Genomic DNA, 16070 nt, shown 5'->3' on the forward strand with positions numbered 1-16070 from the left:
TTTTGTGATGAAACTTGTAGCCCAGGGCTCAACCCTCGATCTCTCTCATCCGCATGTGATGGGCATTCTTAATGTGACGCCCGACTCTTTCTCAGATGGCGGCGCTCACAACTCGCTGGTTGAGGCGGTGAAGCATGCCAATCTGATGATTAACGCAGGGGCGACCATCATTGATATCGGCGGTGAATCCACGCGGCCAGGGGCGGCTGAGGTGAGCGTAGAAGAGGAACTCGCGCGGGTGATCCCGGTTGTCGAAGCGATCGCTCAGCGCTTTGAAGTGTGGATCTCGGTGGATACGTCCAAACCGGAGGTTATCCGCGAATCAGCCCGGGCCGGGGCGCATATCATTAACGATATTCGTTCGCTGACCGAACCTGGCGCGCTGCAGGCCGCTGCGGAAACCGGGCTGCCGGTGTGTCTGATGCATATGCAGGGTCAGCCGAAAACCATGCAGGAGGCGCCAAAATATGAGGATGTCTTCGCCGATGTCGAGCGCTTTTTTGCAGAACATATTGTGCGCTGCGAGCAGGCGGGGATCGCAAAAGAAAAATTGCTGCTCGACCCGGGATTCGGTTTCGGTAAAAATCTCTCCCATAATTATCAACTGCTGGCCAGGCTGGGTGAATTTCACCACTTTGGGCTGCCTCTGCTGGTCGGTATGTCGCGTAAGTCGATGGTAGGTCAGTTGCTGAACGTCGGGCCGTCGGAACGGCTGAACGGCAGCCTGGCGTGTGCCGTCATTGCAGCAATGCAGGGCGCGCAGATAATCCGCGTCCATGATGTCAAAGAAACGGTAGAAGCGCTGCGCGTGGTGGAAGCCACCCTCGCCGCTAAGGGAAAAAAACGTTATGAGTAACCGCAAGTATTTTGGCACCGATGGTATTCGTGGCCGCGTCGGCGATGCGCCGATCACTCCGGAATTTGTGCTTAAGCTGGGCTGGGCGGCGGGGAAAGTGTTAGCGCGCCACGGCTCGCGTAAAATTATCATCGGCAAGGATACCCGTATTTCGGGCTATATGCTGGAGTCCGCGCTGGAAGCTGGGCTGGCGGCCGCGGGGCTCTCTGCGTCGTTCACCGGGCCAATGCCGACACCGGCCATCGCCTACCTGACGCGTGCATTCCGCGCCGAGGCGGGGATCGTTATTTCAGCTTCGCATAACCCTTTCTACGACAACGGTATTAAATTCTTCTCCATTGAGGGCACCAAGCTGCCGGATGATGTGGAAGAGGCGATTGAAGCCGAAATGGAGAAAGAACTCACCTGCGTGGATTCGGCAGAGCTGGGCAAAGCCAGCCGTATCGTTGATGCCGCCGGGCGCTACATTGAATTTTGTAAAGGCACCTTTCCCAATGAACTGAGCCTCGGCACGCTGAAAGTGGTGGTGGATTGCGCGCACGGTGCGACCTATCACATTGCCCCCAATGTCTTCCGCGAGCTGGGCGCCCAGGTTATCGCGATGGGCTGCGAGCCTGATGGCCTCAACATCAACGAAGAGGTCGGCGCCACCGACGTGCGTGCGCTGCAGGCGCGCGTGCTGGCGGAGAAAGCCGATCTGGGTATTGCCTACGACGGCGATGGCGATCGGGTGATCATGGTTGACCATGAAGGCAATAAAGTCGATGGCGACCAGATCCTCTACATCATCGCCCGGGAAGGGCTGCGTCAGGGGCAGCTGCGCGGCGGCGCCGTTGGTACCCTGATGAGTAATATGGGACTGGAGCTGGCGCTCAAGCAGTTAGGCATCCCGTTTGCCCGCGCGAAGGTCGGTGACCGTTATGTACTGGAGATGCTGCAGGAAAAAGGCTGGCGCATTGGTGCGGAAAACTCAGGCCATGTGATCCTGCTGGATAAAACCACCACCGGCGATGGCATCGTCGCCAGTCTGCAGGTGGTCGCGGCGATGGTACGTAACCATATGAGTCTGCATGACCTTTGCAGTGGCATGAAGATGTTCCCTCAGTTACTGGTGAATGTGCGTTTTACCGAAGGCAGCGGTAACCCACTGGAGAACGAGCATGTCAAAGCGGTGACCGCAGAAGTGGAAGCAGCGTTAGGGAAACGCGGCCGTGTCCTGCTGCGTAAATCCGGAACGGAGCCGCTGATCCGCGTCATGGTGGAAGGCGAGCATGAAGATCAGGTGCACGAGTTTGCGCATCGCATCGCCGAAGCGGTAAAAAGCGTCTAAGCTTGCCGGCTAAGTGGTTAAAAAGGCGGCGCTTGCCGCCTTTTTTATGATAGAAAACCGACTTTTTGCTGTTTTTTTCTGCAGTTGATACAATGTGTCGAAATTGCCCTTGCGAAGGTCATTCGCTTTGGTTAGTATTCACACCCGCTTCAGTGGGAAACGTTAAAACGTCCCGCTTTATTGGTCGAAGCACTTGGTATGCGGCAAATCCGCAAGGAACAGGTTGATTATGTACGAAGCTCTTTTGGTTGTTTTCCTTATTGTAGCGATTGGCCTTGTTGGTCTGGTTATGCTGCAGCAAGGTAAAGGCGCTGATATGGGAGCCTCCTTCGGTGCAGGCGCTTCCGGCACACTGTTTGGGTCCAGCGGTTCTGGCAACTTCATGACCCGTATGACCGGCATCCTGGCTGCGCTGTTCTTCATCATCAGTCTGGCGCTGGGTAATATCAACAGCAACAAGACCAGTAAAGGAAGTGAGTGGGATAACCTGAGCGCACCGAAAACGGAGCAAACTCAGCCAACTGCGCCGGCTCAGCCGACCAGCGACATCCCGCACTAAGTATTCTGTACCGAGGTGGTGGAATTGGTAGACACGCTACCTTGAGGTGGTAGTGCCCTAACGGGCTTGTGGGTTCGAGTCCCATCCTCGGTACCAATATTCCAGAAAAAAGACGCTGAAAAGCGTCTTTTTTTGTTTTTGTCCCCTCCGGCCATTTAATTATAAACATCTCTTTGCTGGTTCCCTTCTTTTACTGTCGTTAAAGTCGCCTCGTCAAATTAACAGAGGTGAAGTGACATAATGAACAAGATCGGGTTGCTTATCGTCGCCGGTGTGCTCGGTTTAGCAGGGTGCAGTTCAACATCGCCCTCCCAAACGGTGGAGACGATTAATGCGCTAACGGTACCGGTATCGCACAGTGAGCCTGGGGCGACAGCGAATAATGCCCAGGCGGTGACGCGCTATTTCCAGGACAATACGGCGCTGATTGGTCGCCTTAACCATTCGTTGAAAAATCATTATTTGCAGGATGTGGAGCGCCGCGATGTGTTTGACAGACATAGTGAGGCGTACCAGGTGTATGGCGCCCTGACCCGTCTGGAGCAGATGGCGTCCATGAATGATGTTTACCGTAAAGAGAATAATGTTGCCGGTCTGCAGGAGATCAACCGCGTGCTGAAAAGCGTGCCGTTGGCCAGCTGAGAGAAGACAGGGACTGCCGGACAGCAATCCCTGTGTAAGGATTAAAAGCGGAAATTAACCCCGGCATAGGCCCCGTCGGCAAGGGTATTGTCACGATTGCCATCTTTCCCCGCCATATCGATATAACGATAGCCTGCTTCGATATTCAGAGACGGGAGTACGTTAATACGTAATCCGGCATTGGCCTCCACATAATCATCGACGCCGCTGGACATTGAGTCCGGCGAGTAATACCCCTCACCGAAGAGCGTGAAGTACTGGCCGAGGGGCAGTTCTGCGCCGCCGCCAGCGGCGATGGCGTAGCCTTCATCACCATCTTTGGGATTCAGATAGACGCCTTTACCGCCCAGCGTCATCAGAAAAGGTCCAAGGTTAAAGTTGTAGCCCATTCCCAGCCCTACGCTGTCCCCGTCATTGTCGCTGTGAGCCCACTGGGTATTGAACGTCATACCCGGTTCCCCGGCGCCAAAGCTGGCGGACAGATTGGTGAACTCGGCACCGGCTTCACCATGCAGGTTAACGGATGCGCAGACGGCGCTGCTGGCCCCCAGGGCGATCATCACGGCAAACAATTTTGGAGCAATCGACTTCATTGTTGAATTCCTTCAGATAAAAAAAAGCCCGATACGGGCGTTCGGGCAAAATTAACGGGTTCTTGGATCTCATCGTTATGGTCGCTGCAGACGGCAGGCGAGGGGGTCAACTCCCGCTACCGCTGCTCACGCCTGGCCGATTTCCGGGGCATATCCTGAGCCGGTGCAGGCCCGGCGGTTAACACCGTGAGTGGTTGCCTGCTGGTCGAGCCCAGGGACATGTTGTCCGCCGGTAAATTCAGGTGCTCAGCATAAAATTTTTCTTTTTTTACCGTTAGCGTTTATTAATTTAAATTTAAACATTTTCAACATTGAGGCGAGTAACAACAAATAAAGGTGACTGACGCGGTCAAAATTTTTCAGGAAGTGAGGCGATGCTTTGCAAATAACCGCCGCGGGCGAAAGCAATATAACCACCTTTCTTTAATGCTGACAAGACATTGAGAATACTGCTGCGCGAGAGATGGGTCCTGTCCTGAATATATTCAAGTATAGACACGCGCTGTCGGGTCTCTTCGGTTAATAACATCATTTCCAGCAGATGGTTACGGATCACCGAATAGGTTCGCTGTTGCAGGACCAGATCGTCACGATATACCAGGTAGGAAGTATGATAGGCCAGCAGGCTGGTCACCTCCTCCCACAGATTATGCTGACGAAAGAGCGCGGAAGCCAGGTCATAGTCGATGCGTAGCAGTTCGGAAGAGACTTCCGCTCGCAGGCTATGGCTGCGGCTGGGCTGTAGCATTTCCGCCACGCCGAAAAGGTGGGGCTCATAGACGGTCACCATCAATAGCTTGTCGGAATTCCGAATAATCGATAGCTCGCCTTTTTTAAAAATAAAGAGCTGGGTTTTGCCTTTATATTCCCAGGTGAGTCTTTTTCTGGCGATCGCGTTAACGGGCGTCGCGTGTGGCTCAAGCACATCGATCAGTCGGTCAATGGCCTTTTGCGGCCTGATCGGCGGTTTAATATTCATGATGTTTATCACCAGATATGAATTAATCAATTGAGGCTATTATAGTCAACAATTTTGCTGACCGGGCGATAAGGAAAAAATGCCTCTTTTCAATTTTTCTGGCGCTGACAGGGAACAAAAAATAAAAAGCCGGCGGAGGGCCGCCGGCGGGGAGCAAACATCGTCAGGCGATTATTTGCCTTTGTTTTCCAGATTCTCAACCTGCGGTAAACCGGTTGCCGAGGAGGCGCTCAGCAGGCCTGACTGGGCATAGCCGAACAGCTTCTCGCGGGTATCGGTGATATCCAGATTACGCATGGTCAGCTGACCGATACGGTCTTCGGCGGTAAACATGGAATCGCCTTTTTCCATGGTCAGACGCTCTGCTTTATAGGTCAGGTTGTCTGAAACGGTATTGAGGATCGAGTAGTCGTTACCGCGACGCAGCTCAAGGGTAACTTCGCCGGTGATCTGGCTCGCGACCCAGCGCTGCAGAGAATCACGCAGCATCAGCGCCTGGGAATCGAACCAGCGTCCCTGATACAGCAGGCGGCCCAGCTGACGACCGTGGGCATGGTATTGCTCGATTGTGTCTTCGTTATGGATACCGGTCAGCAGACGCTCGTAGGCGATATGCAGCAGCGCCATCCCGGGGGCTTCATAAATACCGCGGCTTTTCGCTTCGATAATGCGGTTTTCAATCTGATCGCTCATTCCCAGACCGTGGCGGCCGCCGATGCGGTTGGCTTCCAGCATCATCTCGACGTCGTCAGCGAAGGTTTTGCCATTCAGCGCCACCGGATGGCCTTGCTCAAAGCGTACGGTTACCTCTTCCGCCGGGATCTTCACGTTTTCGTCCCAGAACTTCACGCCCATAATCGGGTTGACGATTTTCACGCTGGAATTGAGGAATTCGAGGTCTTTCGCTTCGTGCGTCGCGCCGAGCATATTGGAGTCAGTGGAATAGGCTTTTTCAACCGACATCTTGTAGTCAAAGCCGCAGGCGATCATAAATTCGGACATTTCGTGCCGGCCGCCGAGCTCATCGATGAAATCACTGTCCAGCCACGGCTTGTAAATCTGCAGTTCAGCATTGGTCAGCAGGCCGTAACGATAGAAACGTTCGATATCGTTGCCTTTATAGGTGCTGCCATCGCCCCAGATGTTGACGCCATCTTCTTTCATTGCCGCCACCAGCATGGTGCCGGTGACCGCGCGGCCCAGCGGCGTGGTGTTGAAGTAGGTCAACCCACCGGTGGTGTTATGGAAAGCGCCACACTGAATCGCCGCGATCCCTTCTGCGACCAGCTGTTTGCGGCAGTCGATCAGACGGGCACCTTCAGCGCCATACTCTTTCGCGCGGCGCGGAATAGCATCGTAGTCGTCTTCGTCCGGTTGACCCAGGTTAGCGGTATATGCATAAGGCACGGCGCCTTTTTTGCGCATCCATAACAGCGCGGCGCTGGTATCCAGTCCACCAGAGAAAGCGATACCAATACGTTGACCAACCGGGAGATGCTTGAGAATCGTCGTCATAAAATAAAACCCTGCTCGATAGACTGTGGTGAGTTCGACTCAACAACCTTAACTGCATTTTTATGCATTAATTGTGAGTATTCATTTAACCATCTTTTACTGGCGACAGGAAGGGCTTCATCATCTTTTTGCTAAAAAAGCCTGAAATACCAGCACAAACGGCAATCGGGGGCGATAAAAAGCATGTTGACAAAATATACTAATTGCCGATACAATTCACCCCGATTTTATGTCCCGTCTTCGGTACCAAATCCCAGCAGTATTTGCGTCTTTTGCTCAATAAGAGTAAAATATGCCACGTTTCAGGCGCGGGGTGGAGCAGCCTGGTAGCTCGTCGGGCTCATAACCCGAAGGTCGTCGGTTCAAATCCGGCCCCCGCAACCACTTTCCCATTAAGTACTTTTTCAAATATACTGTGAGGACTAAGTGTCCTTCGTAGCCGAATTTGAAAGAATTCTTGCGGAAGGTGTTCCAGATCGCCATGGCGATCTCAGGGTTCAGTTATCTAAAGCCCCGATTTATCGGGGTTTTTTGTTATCTGACTTCAGAATAACTGGGCTATACGCCCTTTTTTTATGTCTTGGGGGTGGGTTTGTCCACATTAGAGCAAAAATTGACAGAGATGCTCACAGCGCCGGTTGAAGCGCTTGGCTTTGAGCTGGTCGGCATCGAATTTATTCGCGGTCGCACATCCACACTGCGCATCTATATTGATAGTGAAGATGGCATCAACGTTGATGATTGTGCTGATGTGAGCCACCAGGTAAGCGCCGTCATGGATGTTGAAGACCCGATCACTGTCGCTTACAACCTGGAAGTCTCTTCGCCTGGTCTCGACCGTCCGATGTTCACCGCCGAACACTACCAACGTTTCACTGGCGAAGAAGTTGCGCTGGTGCTGCGCATGGCGGTTCAGAACCGTCGCAAATGGCAGGGCATTATCAAAGCGGTAGACGGTGAAATGATCACGGTAACCGTCGAAGGCAAAGATGAAGTGTTCGCGCTGAGTAACATCCAGAAGGCGAACCTGGTTCCCCACTTTTAACAGTCTGGATTGAGGTGAAAGGCCCCGATGAACAAAGAAATTTTGGCTGTTGTTGAAGCCGTTTCCAACGAAAAAGCGCTGCCGCGCGAGAAAATTTTCGAAGCGCTGGAAAGCGCGCTGGCAACGGCCACCAAGAAAAAATACGAACAAGAGATCGACGTTCGCGTAGAAATCGACCGTAAGAGCGGCGATTTCGACACCTTCCGTCGCTGGCTGGTTGTTGAAGAGGTGACTCAGCCGACGCGCGAGATCACGCTGGAAGCAGCGCGTTACGAAGATGAAAGCATGAACGTCGGCGACTATGTCGAAGATCAGATTGAATCTGTTACCTTCGACCGTATCACCACGCAGACCGCTAAACAGGTTATCGTGCAGAAAGTCCGCGAAGCCGAGCGCGCGATGGTGGTCGATCAGTTCCGCGAGCACGAAGGTGAGATCATCACCGGCGTGGTGAAAAAAGTGAACCGCGACAACATCACCCTGGATCTGGGCAACAACGCTGAAGCCGTGATCCTGCGTGAAGATATGCTGCCGCGTGAAAACTTCCGTCCGGGCGACCGCATCCGCGGCGTACTGTACGCTGTCCGTCCGGAAGCGCGTGGCGCCCAGCTGTTCGTGACCCGTTCCAAACCTGAGATGCTGATCGAATTGTTCCGCATTGAAGTGCCGGAAATCGGTGAAGAAGTGCTGGAGATCAAAGCGGCGGCTCGCGATCCGGGCTCTCGTGCCAAAATCGCGGTGAAAACCAACGACAAGCGCATCGACCCGGTTGGCGCTTGCGTCGGTATGCGCGGTGCGCGCGTGCAGGCCGTCTCTACTGAGCTGGGCGGCGAACGCATCGATATCGTCCTGTGGGATGATAACCCGGCGCAGTTCGTGATCAACGCCATGGCGCCGGCAGACGTCGCGTCTATCGTGGTGGATGAAGATAAACACACCATGGATATCGCGGTAGAAGCTGGCAACCTGGCGCAGGCGATTGGCCGTAACGGTCAGAACGTTCGTCTGGCTTCGCAGCTCAGCGGCTGGGAACTCAACGTGATGACCGTTGACGACCTGCAGGCTAAGCACCAGGCGGAAGCGCATGCCGCTATCGATACCTTCACCAAATATCTCGATATTGATGAAGATTTCGCGACAGTGCTGGTTGAAGAAGGCTTCTCCTCGCTGGAAGAGCTGGCCTATGTGCCGATGAAAGAACTGCTGGAAATCGACGGTCTGGATGAAGCCACCGTTGAAGCACTTCGTGAGCGTGCGAAAAACGCACTGACTACGCTGGCGCTGGCTCAGGAAGAAAGCCTGGGAGATAACAAACCTGCCGATGATCTGTTGAATCTGGAAGGTCTGGATCGTGCCCTGGCATTCAAACTGGCTGCCCGTGGTGTTTGTACGCTGGAAGATCTCGCCGAGCAGGGCGTTGATGACCTGGCTGATATCGAAGGGATGACCGACGAGAAAGCTGGCGAGCTCATCATGGCCGCTCGCAACATTTGTTGGTTCGGCGACGAAGCGTAATAAACTGTAGCAGGAAGGAACAGCATGACAGATGTGACTATTAAAGCGCTGGCCTCAGAGATTCAGACCTCTGTGGATCGCCTGATACAGCAATTTGCTGACGCAGGCATCCGCAAATCGGCTGATGATTCTGTGACCGCGCAAGAGAAACAAACTTTGTTGACGCACCTGAACCGTGAACACGGCTCGGCGCCCGACAAGCTGACGTTGCAGCGTAAAACACGCAGCACGTTGAATATTCCAGGTACCGGTGGAAAGAGTAAATCGGTACAAATCGAAGTCCGCAAGAAACGCACCTTTGTGAAACGCGATCCGCAAGAGGCTGAACGTCTGGCCGCGGAAGAGCAGGCGCAGCGTGAAGCGGAAGAGCAGGCCCGTCGTGAAGCTGAAGAAGCAGCGAAACGCGAGGCGCAATTAAAAGCTGAACGTGAGGCCGCAGAACAAGCTAAACGTGAAGTCGCTGATAAAGCGAAACGTGAAGCTGCGGAAAAAGACAAAGTGAGCAATCAACATACCGACGAAATGACCAAAACCGCCCAGGCTGAAAAGATCCGCCGTGAGAACGAAGCTGCGGAACTGAAGCGCAAATCGGAAGAAGAAGCACGCCGCAAACTTGAAGAAGAAGCGCGCCGTGTAGCGGAAGAAGCACGCCGTATGGCAGAAGAAAACGAAAAAAATTGGTCTGAAACCTCAGACAGCCCGGAAGATAGCAGCGACTATCACGTCACTACGTCACAGCATGCTCGTCAGGCTGAAGATGATAACGATCGTGAAGTTGAAGGCGGTCGCGGCCGTAGCCGTAGCAGCAAAGCGGCGCGTCCGGCGAAGAAAGGCAACAAACACGCTGAATCTAAAGCTGATCGTGAAGAAGCCCGTGCGGCCGTTCGCGGCGGTAAAGGCGGTAAGCACCGTAAAGGTTCCGCTCTGCAGCAGGGCTTCCAGAAGCCGGCGCAGGCCGTTAACCGTGACGTTATCATCGGCGAAACCATCACCGTTGGTGAACTGGCTAACAAGATGGCGGTGAAAGGTTCTCAGGTCATCAAAGCGATGATGAAACTGGGCGCCATGGCGACCATTAACCAGGTCATCGACCAGGAAACCGCGCAGCTGGTTGCCGAAGAGATGGGCCACAAAGTTATCCTGCGTCGTGAAAACGAACTGGAAGAAGCGGTAATGAGCGACCGTGACACCGGCGCTGCGGCTGAACCGCGCGCACCGGTCGTGACCATCATGGGTCACGTTGACCACGGTAAAACCTCGCTGCTGGACTATATTCGTTCTACTAAGGTTGCCTCCGGCGAAGCGGGTGGTATTACCCAGCACATCGGTGCTTACCACGTAGAAACCGACAACGGCATGATCACCTTCCTGGACACCCCGGGCCACGCCGCGTTTACCTCCATGCGTGCTCGTGGTGCGCAGGCGACGGATATCGTGGTTCTGGTGGTGGCGGCAGACGACGGCGTGATGCCGCAGACCATCGAAGCTATCCAGCACGCTAAAGCGGCGCAGGTACCGGTGGTGGTTGCGGTGAACAAAATCGATAAGCCAGAAGCTGATCCGGATCGCGTGAAGAATGAACTGTCCCAGTACGGCATTCTGCCGGAAGAGTGGGGCGGCGAGAGCCAGTTCGTCCACGTTTCCGCGAAAGCCGGTACCGGCATCGACGACCTGCTGGACGCGATTCTGCTGCAGGCTGAAGTTCTCGAACTGAAAGCTGTACGTAACGGTATGGCGAGCGGCGCGGTCATCGAGTCCTTCCTCGATAAAGGTCGTGGCCCGGTGGCTACCGTTCTGGTTCGCGAAGGTACTCTGCATAAGGGCGATATTGTCCTGTGTGGCTTTGAATATGGCCGCGTGCGTGCGATGCGTGACGAACTGGGTCGCGAAGTGCTGGAAGCGGGTCCGTCCATTCCGGTGGAAATCCTCGGTCTGTCCGGTGTGCCGGCTGCGGGTGATGAAGTGACTGTGGTTCGTGACGAGAAAAAAGCGCGTGAAGTGGCACTGTATCGTCAGGGCAAATTCCGTGAAGTTAAGCTCGCGCGTCAGCAGAAATCTAAGCTGGAAAACATGTTCGCTAACATGACCGAAGGCGAAGTTCACGAAGTGAACATCGTGCTGAAAGCGGACGTACAGGGTTCTGTCGAAGCGATTTCCGATTCCTTACTGAAACTGTCTACCGACGAAGTGAAAGTGAAGATCATCGGTTCCGGCGTAGGTGGTATCACCGAAACCGACGCGACCCTGGCAGCAGCATCCAACGCGATTCTGGTTGGCTTCAACGTTCGTGCCGATGCCTCTGCGCGTAAAGTTATCGAAGCGGAAAGCCTGGATCTGCGTTATTACTCCGTCATCTATAACCTGATCGACGAAGTGAAAGCGGCGATGAGCGGCATGCTGTCTCCGGAACTGAAACAGCAGATCATCGGTCTGGCTGAAGTGCGTGATGTGTTCAAATCGCCGAAATTCGGCGCCATCGCGGGCTGTATGGTTACCGAAGGGACGATCAAACGTCACAACCCAATCCGCGTCCTGCGCGACAACGTGGTTATCTATGAAGGCGAGCTGGAATCCCTGCGCCGCTTCAAAGATGACGTTAACGAAGTCCGTAACGGCATGGAATGTGGTATCGGTGTGAAGAACTACAACGACGTTCGCGTTGGCGATATGATCGAAGTGTTCGAAATCATCGAAATCCAGCGTAGCATCGATTAATCATTTGATGGCTAAGCAGCCGGGGAAGCGAAGCGCCACCCGGCAATCATTTTAAAAAGGGGCTTTTGGCCCCTTTTTTGTCTTTATTCTGGAGAACTTATTATGGCGAAAGAATTTGGTCGCCCGCAGCGTGTGGCCCAGGAGATGCAAAAAGAGATTGCCATCATCCTGCAACGTGAAATCAAAGATCCGCGTCTGGGTATGATGACCACCGTTTCCGGTGTGGAAATGTCCCGTGACCTGGCCTATGCCAAGGTGTATGTCACCTTCCTCAACGACAAAGATGAAGCCGCGGTGAAAGCGGGCATCAAAGCGCTGCAGGAAGCTTCTGGTTTTATCCGCTCCCTGCTGGGTAAAGCGATGCGTCTGCGTATCGTGCCGGAACTGACTTTCTTCTACGACAACTCGCTGGTGGAAGGGATGCGTATGTCCAACCTGGTCACCAGCGTGGTGAAACACGACGATGAACGTCGTGTGAACCCGGACGACAGCAAGGAGGACTGATGAGTCGTCCTCGTCGTCGCGGCCGCGACGTGCACGGCGTATTGTTGCTGGACAAGCCTCAGGGCGCTTCCAGCAACGATGTGCTGCAGAAAGTAAAGCGTATTTATAACGCCAACCGCGCTGGCCACACCGGCGCGCTGGATCCGCTGGCGACCGGTATGCTGCCAGTGTGTCTTGGCGAAGCGACCAAGTTTTCCCAGTATCTGCTGGACTCCGATAAGCGTTATCGCGTGATCGCCAAACTGGGCCAGCGCACGGATACCTCCGATGCCGACGGTCAGGTGGTGGAAGAGCGTCCGCTAACCTTTAGCGACGAGCAGCTGGCGGCGGCGCTGGATAGTTTCCGCGGCGAGACGCAGCAGGTACCGTCGATGTACTCGGCGCTGAAGTATCAGGGCAAGAAGCTGTACGAGTATGCTCGTCAGGGCATTGAGGTCCCGCGTGAAGCCCGGCCGATTACGGTCTATGAGCTGCTGTTTATTCGCCATGAAGGCGATGAACTGGAGCTGGAGATCCACTGCTCGAAAGGCACCTACATCCGGACGATTATCGATGATTTAGGTGAAAAGCTCGGCTGCGGCGCGCACGTGATTTTCCTGCGTCGCCTGGCGGTGAGCAAATACCCGGTTGAGCGGATGGTGACCCTCGAGCAGCTGCAGGCGCTGGTCGATCAGGCGGTAGCGCAGGATATTCCTGCCGCGCAGCTGCTTGATCCGCTGCTGATGCCGATGGACAGCCCGGCGTCGGACTATCCGCTGGTGGCGATTCCGGAGACCTCCGCGGTTTACTTTAAAAACGGTAACCCGGTTCGTCAGTCAGGCGCGCCGCTTAACGGGCTGGTGCGGGTGATGGAAAACGAATCCGGCAAGTTTCTCGGCATGGGCGAAATTGACGATGAAGGCCGCGTGGCGCCGCGTCGTCTGGTGGTGGAATACCCGGCGTAAGCGCTTTTCTTGCGATAAAAGCCTGCTACGAGTAGAATATCGCCGCTTAACGTCCGCTAAAGTGTTTTAACATTTTCGGGCGTTGCATCAGGGGTCGCTGAATTAGAGATCGGCACCCTTTCTTTCTTTTAATTTTTGGAGTTCTAAAATGTCTCTAAGCGTTGAAGCTAAAGCAAAAATCGTTTCTGAGTTTGGTCGTGGCGAAAACGACAGCGGTTCTACCGAAGTTCAGGTTGCACTGCTGACTGCACAGATCAACCACCTGCAGGGCCACTTTGCAGAGCACAAAAAAGATCACCACAGCCGTCGTGGTCTGCTGCGCATGGTTTCTCAGCGTCGTAAACTGCTCGACTACCTGAAACGTAAAGATGTTGCACGTTACGCTGCGCTGATCGAGCGTCTGGGTCTGCGTCGCTAATTCTGCGAGTTTCAGAAAAAGGGGCCTGACGGCCCCTTTTTTCGACCGGGCGGCAGCAATTCATTCAAAACTCATGTATTGTTGCTAGTAATGATCTTCATGCAGAGGTTCGCGCGGCTAATGAGAGGCTTCATCCGCAGGGGCGGGTAAAGGTTGTCATTAGTCGCGAGGATGCAGAGGATCGGGTCAATAGACGCTATGTCTTTGATATGGCGTGATTTATAGATAAAAAGGATAGAATTTTGCTTAATCCGATCGTTCGTAAATTCCAGTACGGCCAGCATACCGTAACCCTGGAAACCGGCATGATGGCGCGCCAGGCAACGGCCGCTGTGATGGTTAGCATGGATGACACCGCGGTATTCGTGACCGTTGTGGGTCAGAAAAAAGCGAAGCCAGGCCAGGACTTTTTCCCGCTGACTGTTAACTACCAGGAGCGTACTTACGCTGCCGGTAAAATCCCGGGTGGTTTCTTCCGTCGTGAAGGCCGTCCAAGCGAAGGCGAAACCCTGATCGCGCGTCTGATTGACCGCCCGGTTCGCCCGCTGTTCCCGGAAGGCTTCGTTAACGAAGTTCAGGTTATCGCCACCGTCGTTTCCGTTAACCCGCAGGTTAACCCGGATATCGTCGCGATGATCGGCGCTTCCGCTGCGCTGTCCCTGTCTGGTATTCCGTTCAATGGCCCAATCGGCGCCGCGCGCGTGGGTTACATCAACGACCAGTACGTACTGAACCCAACCCAGGAAGAACTGAAGTCCAGCAAACTGGATCTGGTGGTTGCCGGTACTGAAGCGGCCGTGCTGATGGTTGAATCCGAGGCTGAACTGCTGAGCGAAGACCAGATGCTGGGCGCGGTGGTCTTCGGCCACGAGCAGCAGCAGATTGTTATTCAGAACATCAACGACCTGGTGAAAGAAGCCGGTAAACCGCGTTGGGACTGGCAGCCGGAAGCCGTCAACGAAGCGCTGAACGCGCGCGTGGCTGCGCTGGCTGAATCCCGCCTGAGCGATGCTTACCGTATCACCGACAAACAAGAGCGTTACGCTCAGGTTGACGTGATCAAATCTGAAACCATCGCCACGCTGGTAGCAGAAGATGAAACCCTGGACGCTAACGAGCTGGGTGAAATCCTGCACGCCATCGAGAAAAACGTGGTTCGTAGCCGCGTACTGGCAGGCGAGCCGCGTATCGATGGCCGCGAAAAAGACATGATCCGTGGTCTGGACGTTCGTACCGGCGTACTGCCGCGTACTCATGGTTCCGCACTGTTCACCCGTGGCGAAACGCAGGCGCTGGTTACCGCGACTCTGGGTACCGCACGCGACGCGCAGAACATCGACGAACTGATGGGCGAGCGCACCGACTCCTTCCTGTTCCACTACAACTTCCCTCCGTACTCCGTAGGCGAAACTGGCATGGTGGGTTCTCCGAAGCGTCGTGAAATCGGTCACGGTCGTCTGGCTAAGCGCGGCGTATTGGCCGTGATGCCGACTATCGACGAATTCCCGTACACCGTTCGCGTGGTGTCTGAAATCACCGAATCCAACGGTTCTTCTTCCATGGCCTCCGTCTGTGGCGCCTCTCTGGCGCTGATGGATGCGGGTGTGCCGGTGAAAGCCGCCGTTGCGGGTATCGCAATGGGTCTGGTGAAAGAAGGCGACAACTTCGTCGTTCTGTCTGACATCCTGGGTGACGAAGACCACCTTGGCGATATGGACTTCAAAGTTGCGGGTTCCCGCGACGGTATCTCTGCGCTGCAGATGGATATCAAAATTGAAGGTATCACCAAAGAAATCATGCAGGTTGCTCTGAACCAGGCTAAAGGTGCGCGTCTGCACATCCTGGGCGTGATGGAGCAGGCGATTAACGCGCCGCGCGGCGATATCTCTGAATTCGCACCGCGTATCCACACCATCAAGATCAACCCGGACAAGATCAAAGACGTTATCGGTAAAGGCGGTTCTGTTATCCGTGCCCTGACCGAAGAAACCGGCACCACCATCGAAATCGAAGATGACGGTACCGTGAAGATCGCAGCGACCGACGGCGATAAAGCACAGCATGCTATCCGTCGTATCGAAGAGATCACCGCTGAGATCGAAGTTGGCCGCATCTACAATGGTAAAGTGACCCGTATCGTTGACTTTGGCGCGTTCGTTGCCATCGGCGGCGGTAAAGAAGGTCTGGTTCACATCTCGCAGATCGCTGATAAGCGCGTTGAGAAAGTGACTGACTACCTGCAGATGGGTCAGGAAGTGCCGGTTAAGGTTCTGGAAGTTGACCGCCAGGGCCGTGTTCGTCTGAGCATCAAAGAAGCAACTGAACAGACTCCGTCTGCCGCAGCGCCGGAAGCTCCGGTCGCCGAGCAGGGCGAGTAAGGTTGCCGTTAGCCCTCCGCTTTTGCGGAGGGCGTTTTACGGGCAGGACGCCTCGTTTGCAGCCGGGGAACAGGACG

General features: G+C 54.6%; 14 protein-coding genes and 2 tRNA genes. 13 read left to right on the plus strand and 3 right to left on the minus strand.

Features of this window, described 5'->3' with window-relative positions; genetic code table 11:
- The first annotated feature begins 7 nt into the window (after positions 1 to 7).
- The 5 genes from folP (at position 8) to AS136_RS28520 (ending at position 3387) form a co-directional block, all read left to right on the plus strand.
- Entirely contained in the window at positions 8 to 856 is an 849-nt protein-coding gene (gene folP / locus AS136_RS00460) for a dihydropteroate synthase (RefSeq protein WP_012540474.1), read from the plus strand.
- On the plus strand, positions 849 to 2186 hold the full coding sequence (gene glmM, locus AS136_RS00465; RefSeq protein WP_002918370.1) for a phosphoglucosamine mutase: 1338 nt from the start codon (positions 849 to 851) through the stop codon (positions 2184 to 2186). Before folP ends, glmM begins: the two co-directional genes overlap by 8 nt.
- Before the next feature lie 229 nt (positions 2187 to 2415).
- Positions 2416 to 2745 (plus strand): preprotein translocase subunit SecG, encoded by a 330-nt coding sequence (gene secG / locus AS136_RS00470; protein WP_002918369.1) that lies wholly within the window; start codon positions 2416 to 2418, stop codon positions 2743 to 2745.
- Positions 2746 to 2754: 9 nt separating this feature from the next.
- Positions 2755 to 2841: transfer RNA gene (locus AS136_RS00475), tRNA-Leu, on the plus strand.
- 297 nt (positions 2842 to 3138) lie between these two features.
- A complete protein-coding gene (locus AS136_RS28520) occupies positions 3139 to 3387 on the plus strand; it encodes a hypothetical protein (protein WP_162493299.1) in 249 nt (82 codons plus the stop codon).
- Between the two features lie 41 nt (positions 3388 to 3428).
- On the opposite strand, the gene AS136_RS00485 is transcribed toward AS136_RS28520, so the two are convergent.
- The 3 genes from AS136_RS00485 to argG form a co-directional block, all read right to left on the minus strand.
- Positions 3429 to 3980: a YfaZ family outer membrane protein gene (locus AS136_RS00485; RefSeq protein ID WP_008806633.1), complete on the minus strand. Its 552-nt coding sequence runs from the start codon at positions 3978 to 3980 to the stop codon at positions 3429 to 3431.
- A gap of 349 nt (positions 3981 to 4329) precedes the next feature.
- Positions 4330 to 4959, minus strand: a complete 630-nt coding sequence (locus tag AS136_RS00490) for a winged helix-turn-helix transcriptional regulator (protein ID WP_023323319.1) — start codon at positions 4957 to 4959, stop codon at positions 4330 to 4332.
- 171 nt (positions 4960 to 5130) lie between these two features.
- Positions 5131 to 6474, minus strand: a complete 1344-nt coding sequence (argG, locus tag AS136_RS00495) for an argininosuccinate synthase (RefSeq protein ID WP_008806631.1) — start codon at positions 6472 to 6474, stop codon at positions 5131 to 5133.
- A gap of 307 nt (positions 6475 to 6781) precedes the next feature.
- Here argG and AS136_RS00500 point away from each other — a divergent pair.
- From AS136_RS00500 to pnp, 8 genes are all read left to right on the plus strand, one after another.
- Positions 6782 to 6858, plus strand: a tRNA-Met gene (locus AS136_RS00500).
- A 208-nt stretch (positions 6859 to 7066) separates the two neighbouring features.
- Complete coding sequence (gene rimP, locus AS136_RS00505; protein WP_002918364.1) at positions 7067 to 7519, plus strand: ribosome maturation factor RimP; 453 nt, start codon at positions 7067 to 7069, stop codon at positions 7517 to 7519.
- Positions 7520 to 7546: 27 nt separating this feature from the next.
- A complete protein-coding gene (gene nusA, locus AS136_RS00510; RefSeq protein WP_008806630.1) occupies positions 7547 to 9034 on the plus strand; it encodes a transcription termination factor NusA in 1488 nt (495 codons plus the stop codon).
- A gap of 24 nt (positions 9035 to 9058) precedes the next feature.
- Entirely contained in the window at positions 9059 to 11749 is a 2691-nt protein-coding gene (gene infB / locus AS136_RS00515) for a translation initiation factor IF-2 (RefSeq protein ID WP_008806629.1), read from the plus strand.
- A gap of 102 nt (positions 11750 to 11851) precedes the next feature.
- Positions 11852 to 12253: a 30S ribosome-binding factor RbfA gene (rbfA, locus tag AS136_RS00520; protein WP_002918248.1), complete on the plus strand. Its 402-nt coding sequence runs from the start codon at positions 11852 to 11854 to the stop codon at positions 12251 to 12253.
- A complete protein-coding gene (gene truB, locus AS136_RS00525) occupies positions 12253 to 13197 on the plus strand; it encodes a tRNA pseudouridine(55) synthase TruB (RefSeq protein ID WP_023323318.1) in 945 nt (314 codons plus the stop codon). The genes rbfA and truB overlap by 1 nt, the downstream gene beginning before the upstream one ends.
- A 148-nt stretch (positions 13198 to 13345) precedes the next feature.
- Complete coding sequence (gene rpsO / locus AS136_RS00530; protein ID WP_012540479.1) at positions 13346 to 13615, plus strand: 30S ribosomal protein S15; 270 nt, start codon at positions 13346 to 13348, stop codon at positions 13613 to 13615.
- Between the two features lie 242 nt (positions 13616 to 13857).
- On the plus strand, positions 13858 to 15993 hold the full coding sequence (gene pnp / locus AS136_RS00540) for a polyribonucleotide nucleotidyltransferase (RefSeq protein ID WP_008806626.1): 2136 nt from the start codon (positions 13858 to 13860) through the stop codon (positions 15991 to 15993).
- The last annotated feature ends 77 nt before the right edge of the window (positions 15994 to 16070 follow it).

The organism is Klebsiella sp. D5A, from assembly GCF_001620885.1.
GTDB lineage: Bacteria > Pseudomonadota > Gammaproteobacteria > Enterobacterales > Enterobacteriaceae > Klebsiella > Klebsiella variicola.

Bases quoted from the DNA above. Each gene is read 5' to 3' on its own strand.
- folP (WP_012540474.1), top strand. From the start codon at position 8: ATGAAACTTGTAGCCCAGGGCTCAACCCTCGATCTCTCTCATCCGCAT.
- glmM (WP_002918370.1), top strand. From the start codon at position 849: ATGAGTAACCGCAAGTATTTTGGCACCGATGGTATTCGTGGCCGCGTC.
- secG (WP_002918369.1), top strand. From the start codon at position 2,416: ATGTACGAAGCTCTTTTGGTTGTTTTCCTTATTGTAGCGATTGGCCTT.
- AS136_RS00485 (WP_008806633.1), bottom strand. From the start codon at position 3,980: ATGAAGTCGATTGCTCCAAAATTGTTTGCCGTGATGATCGCCCTGGGG.
- AS136_RS00490 (WP_023323319.1), bottom strand. From the start codon at position 4,959: ATGAATATTAAACCGCCGATCAGGCCGCAAAAGGCCATTGACCGACTG.
- argG (WP_008806631.1), bottom strand. From the start codon at position 6,474: ATGACGACGATTCTCAAGCATCTCCCGGTTGGTCAACGTATTGGTATC.
- nusA (WP_008806630.1), top strand. From the start codon at position 7,547: ATGAACAAAGAAATTTTGGCTGTTGTTGAAGCCGTTTCCAACGAAAAA.
- infB (WP_008806629.1), top strand. From the start codon at position 9,059: ATGACAGATGTGACTATTAAAGCGCTGGCCTCAGAGATTCAGACCTCT.
- rbfA (WP_002918248.1), top strand. From the start codon at position 11,852: ATGGCGAAAGAATTTGGTCGCCCGCAGCGTGTGGCCCAGGAGATGCAA.
- truB (WP_023323318.1), top strand. From the start codon at position 12,253: ATGAGTCGTCCTCGTCGTCGCGGCCGCGACGTGCACGGCGTATTGTTG.
- rpsO (WP_012540479.1), top strand. From the start codon at position 13,346: ATGTCTCTAAGCGTTGAAGCTAAAGCAAAAATCGTTTCTGAGTTTGGT.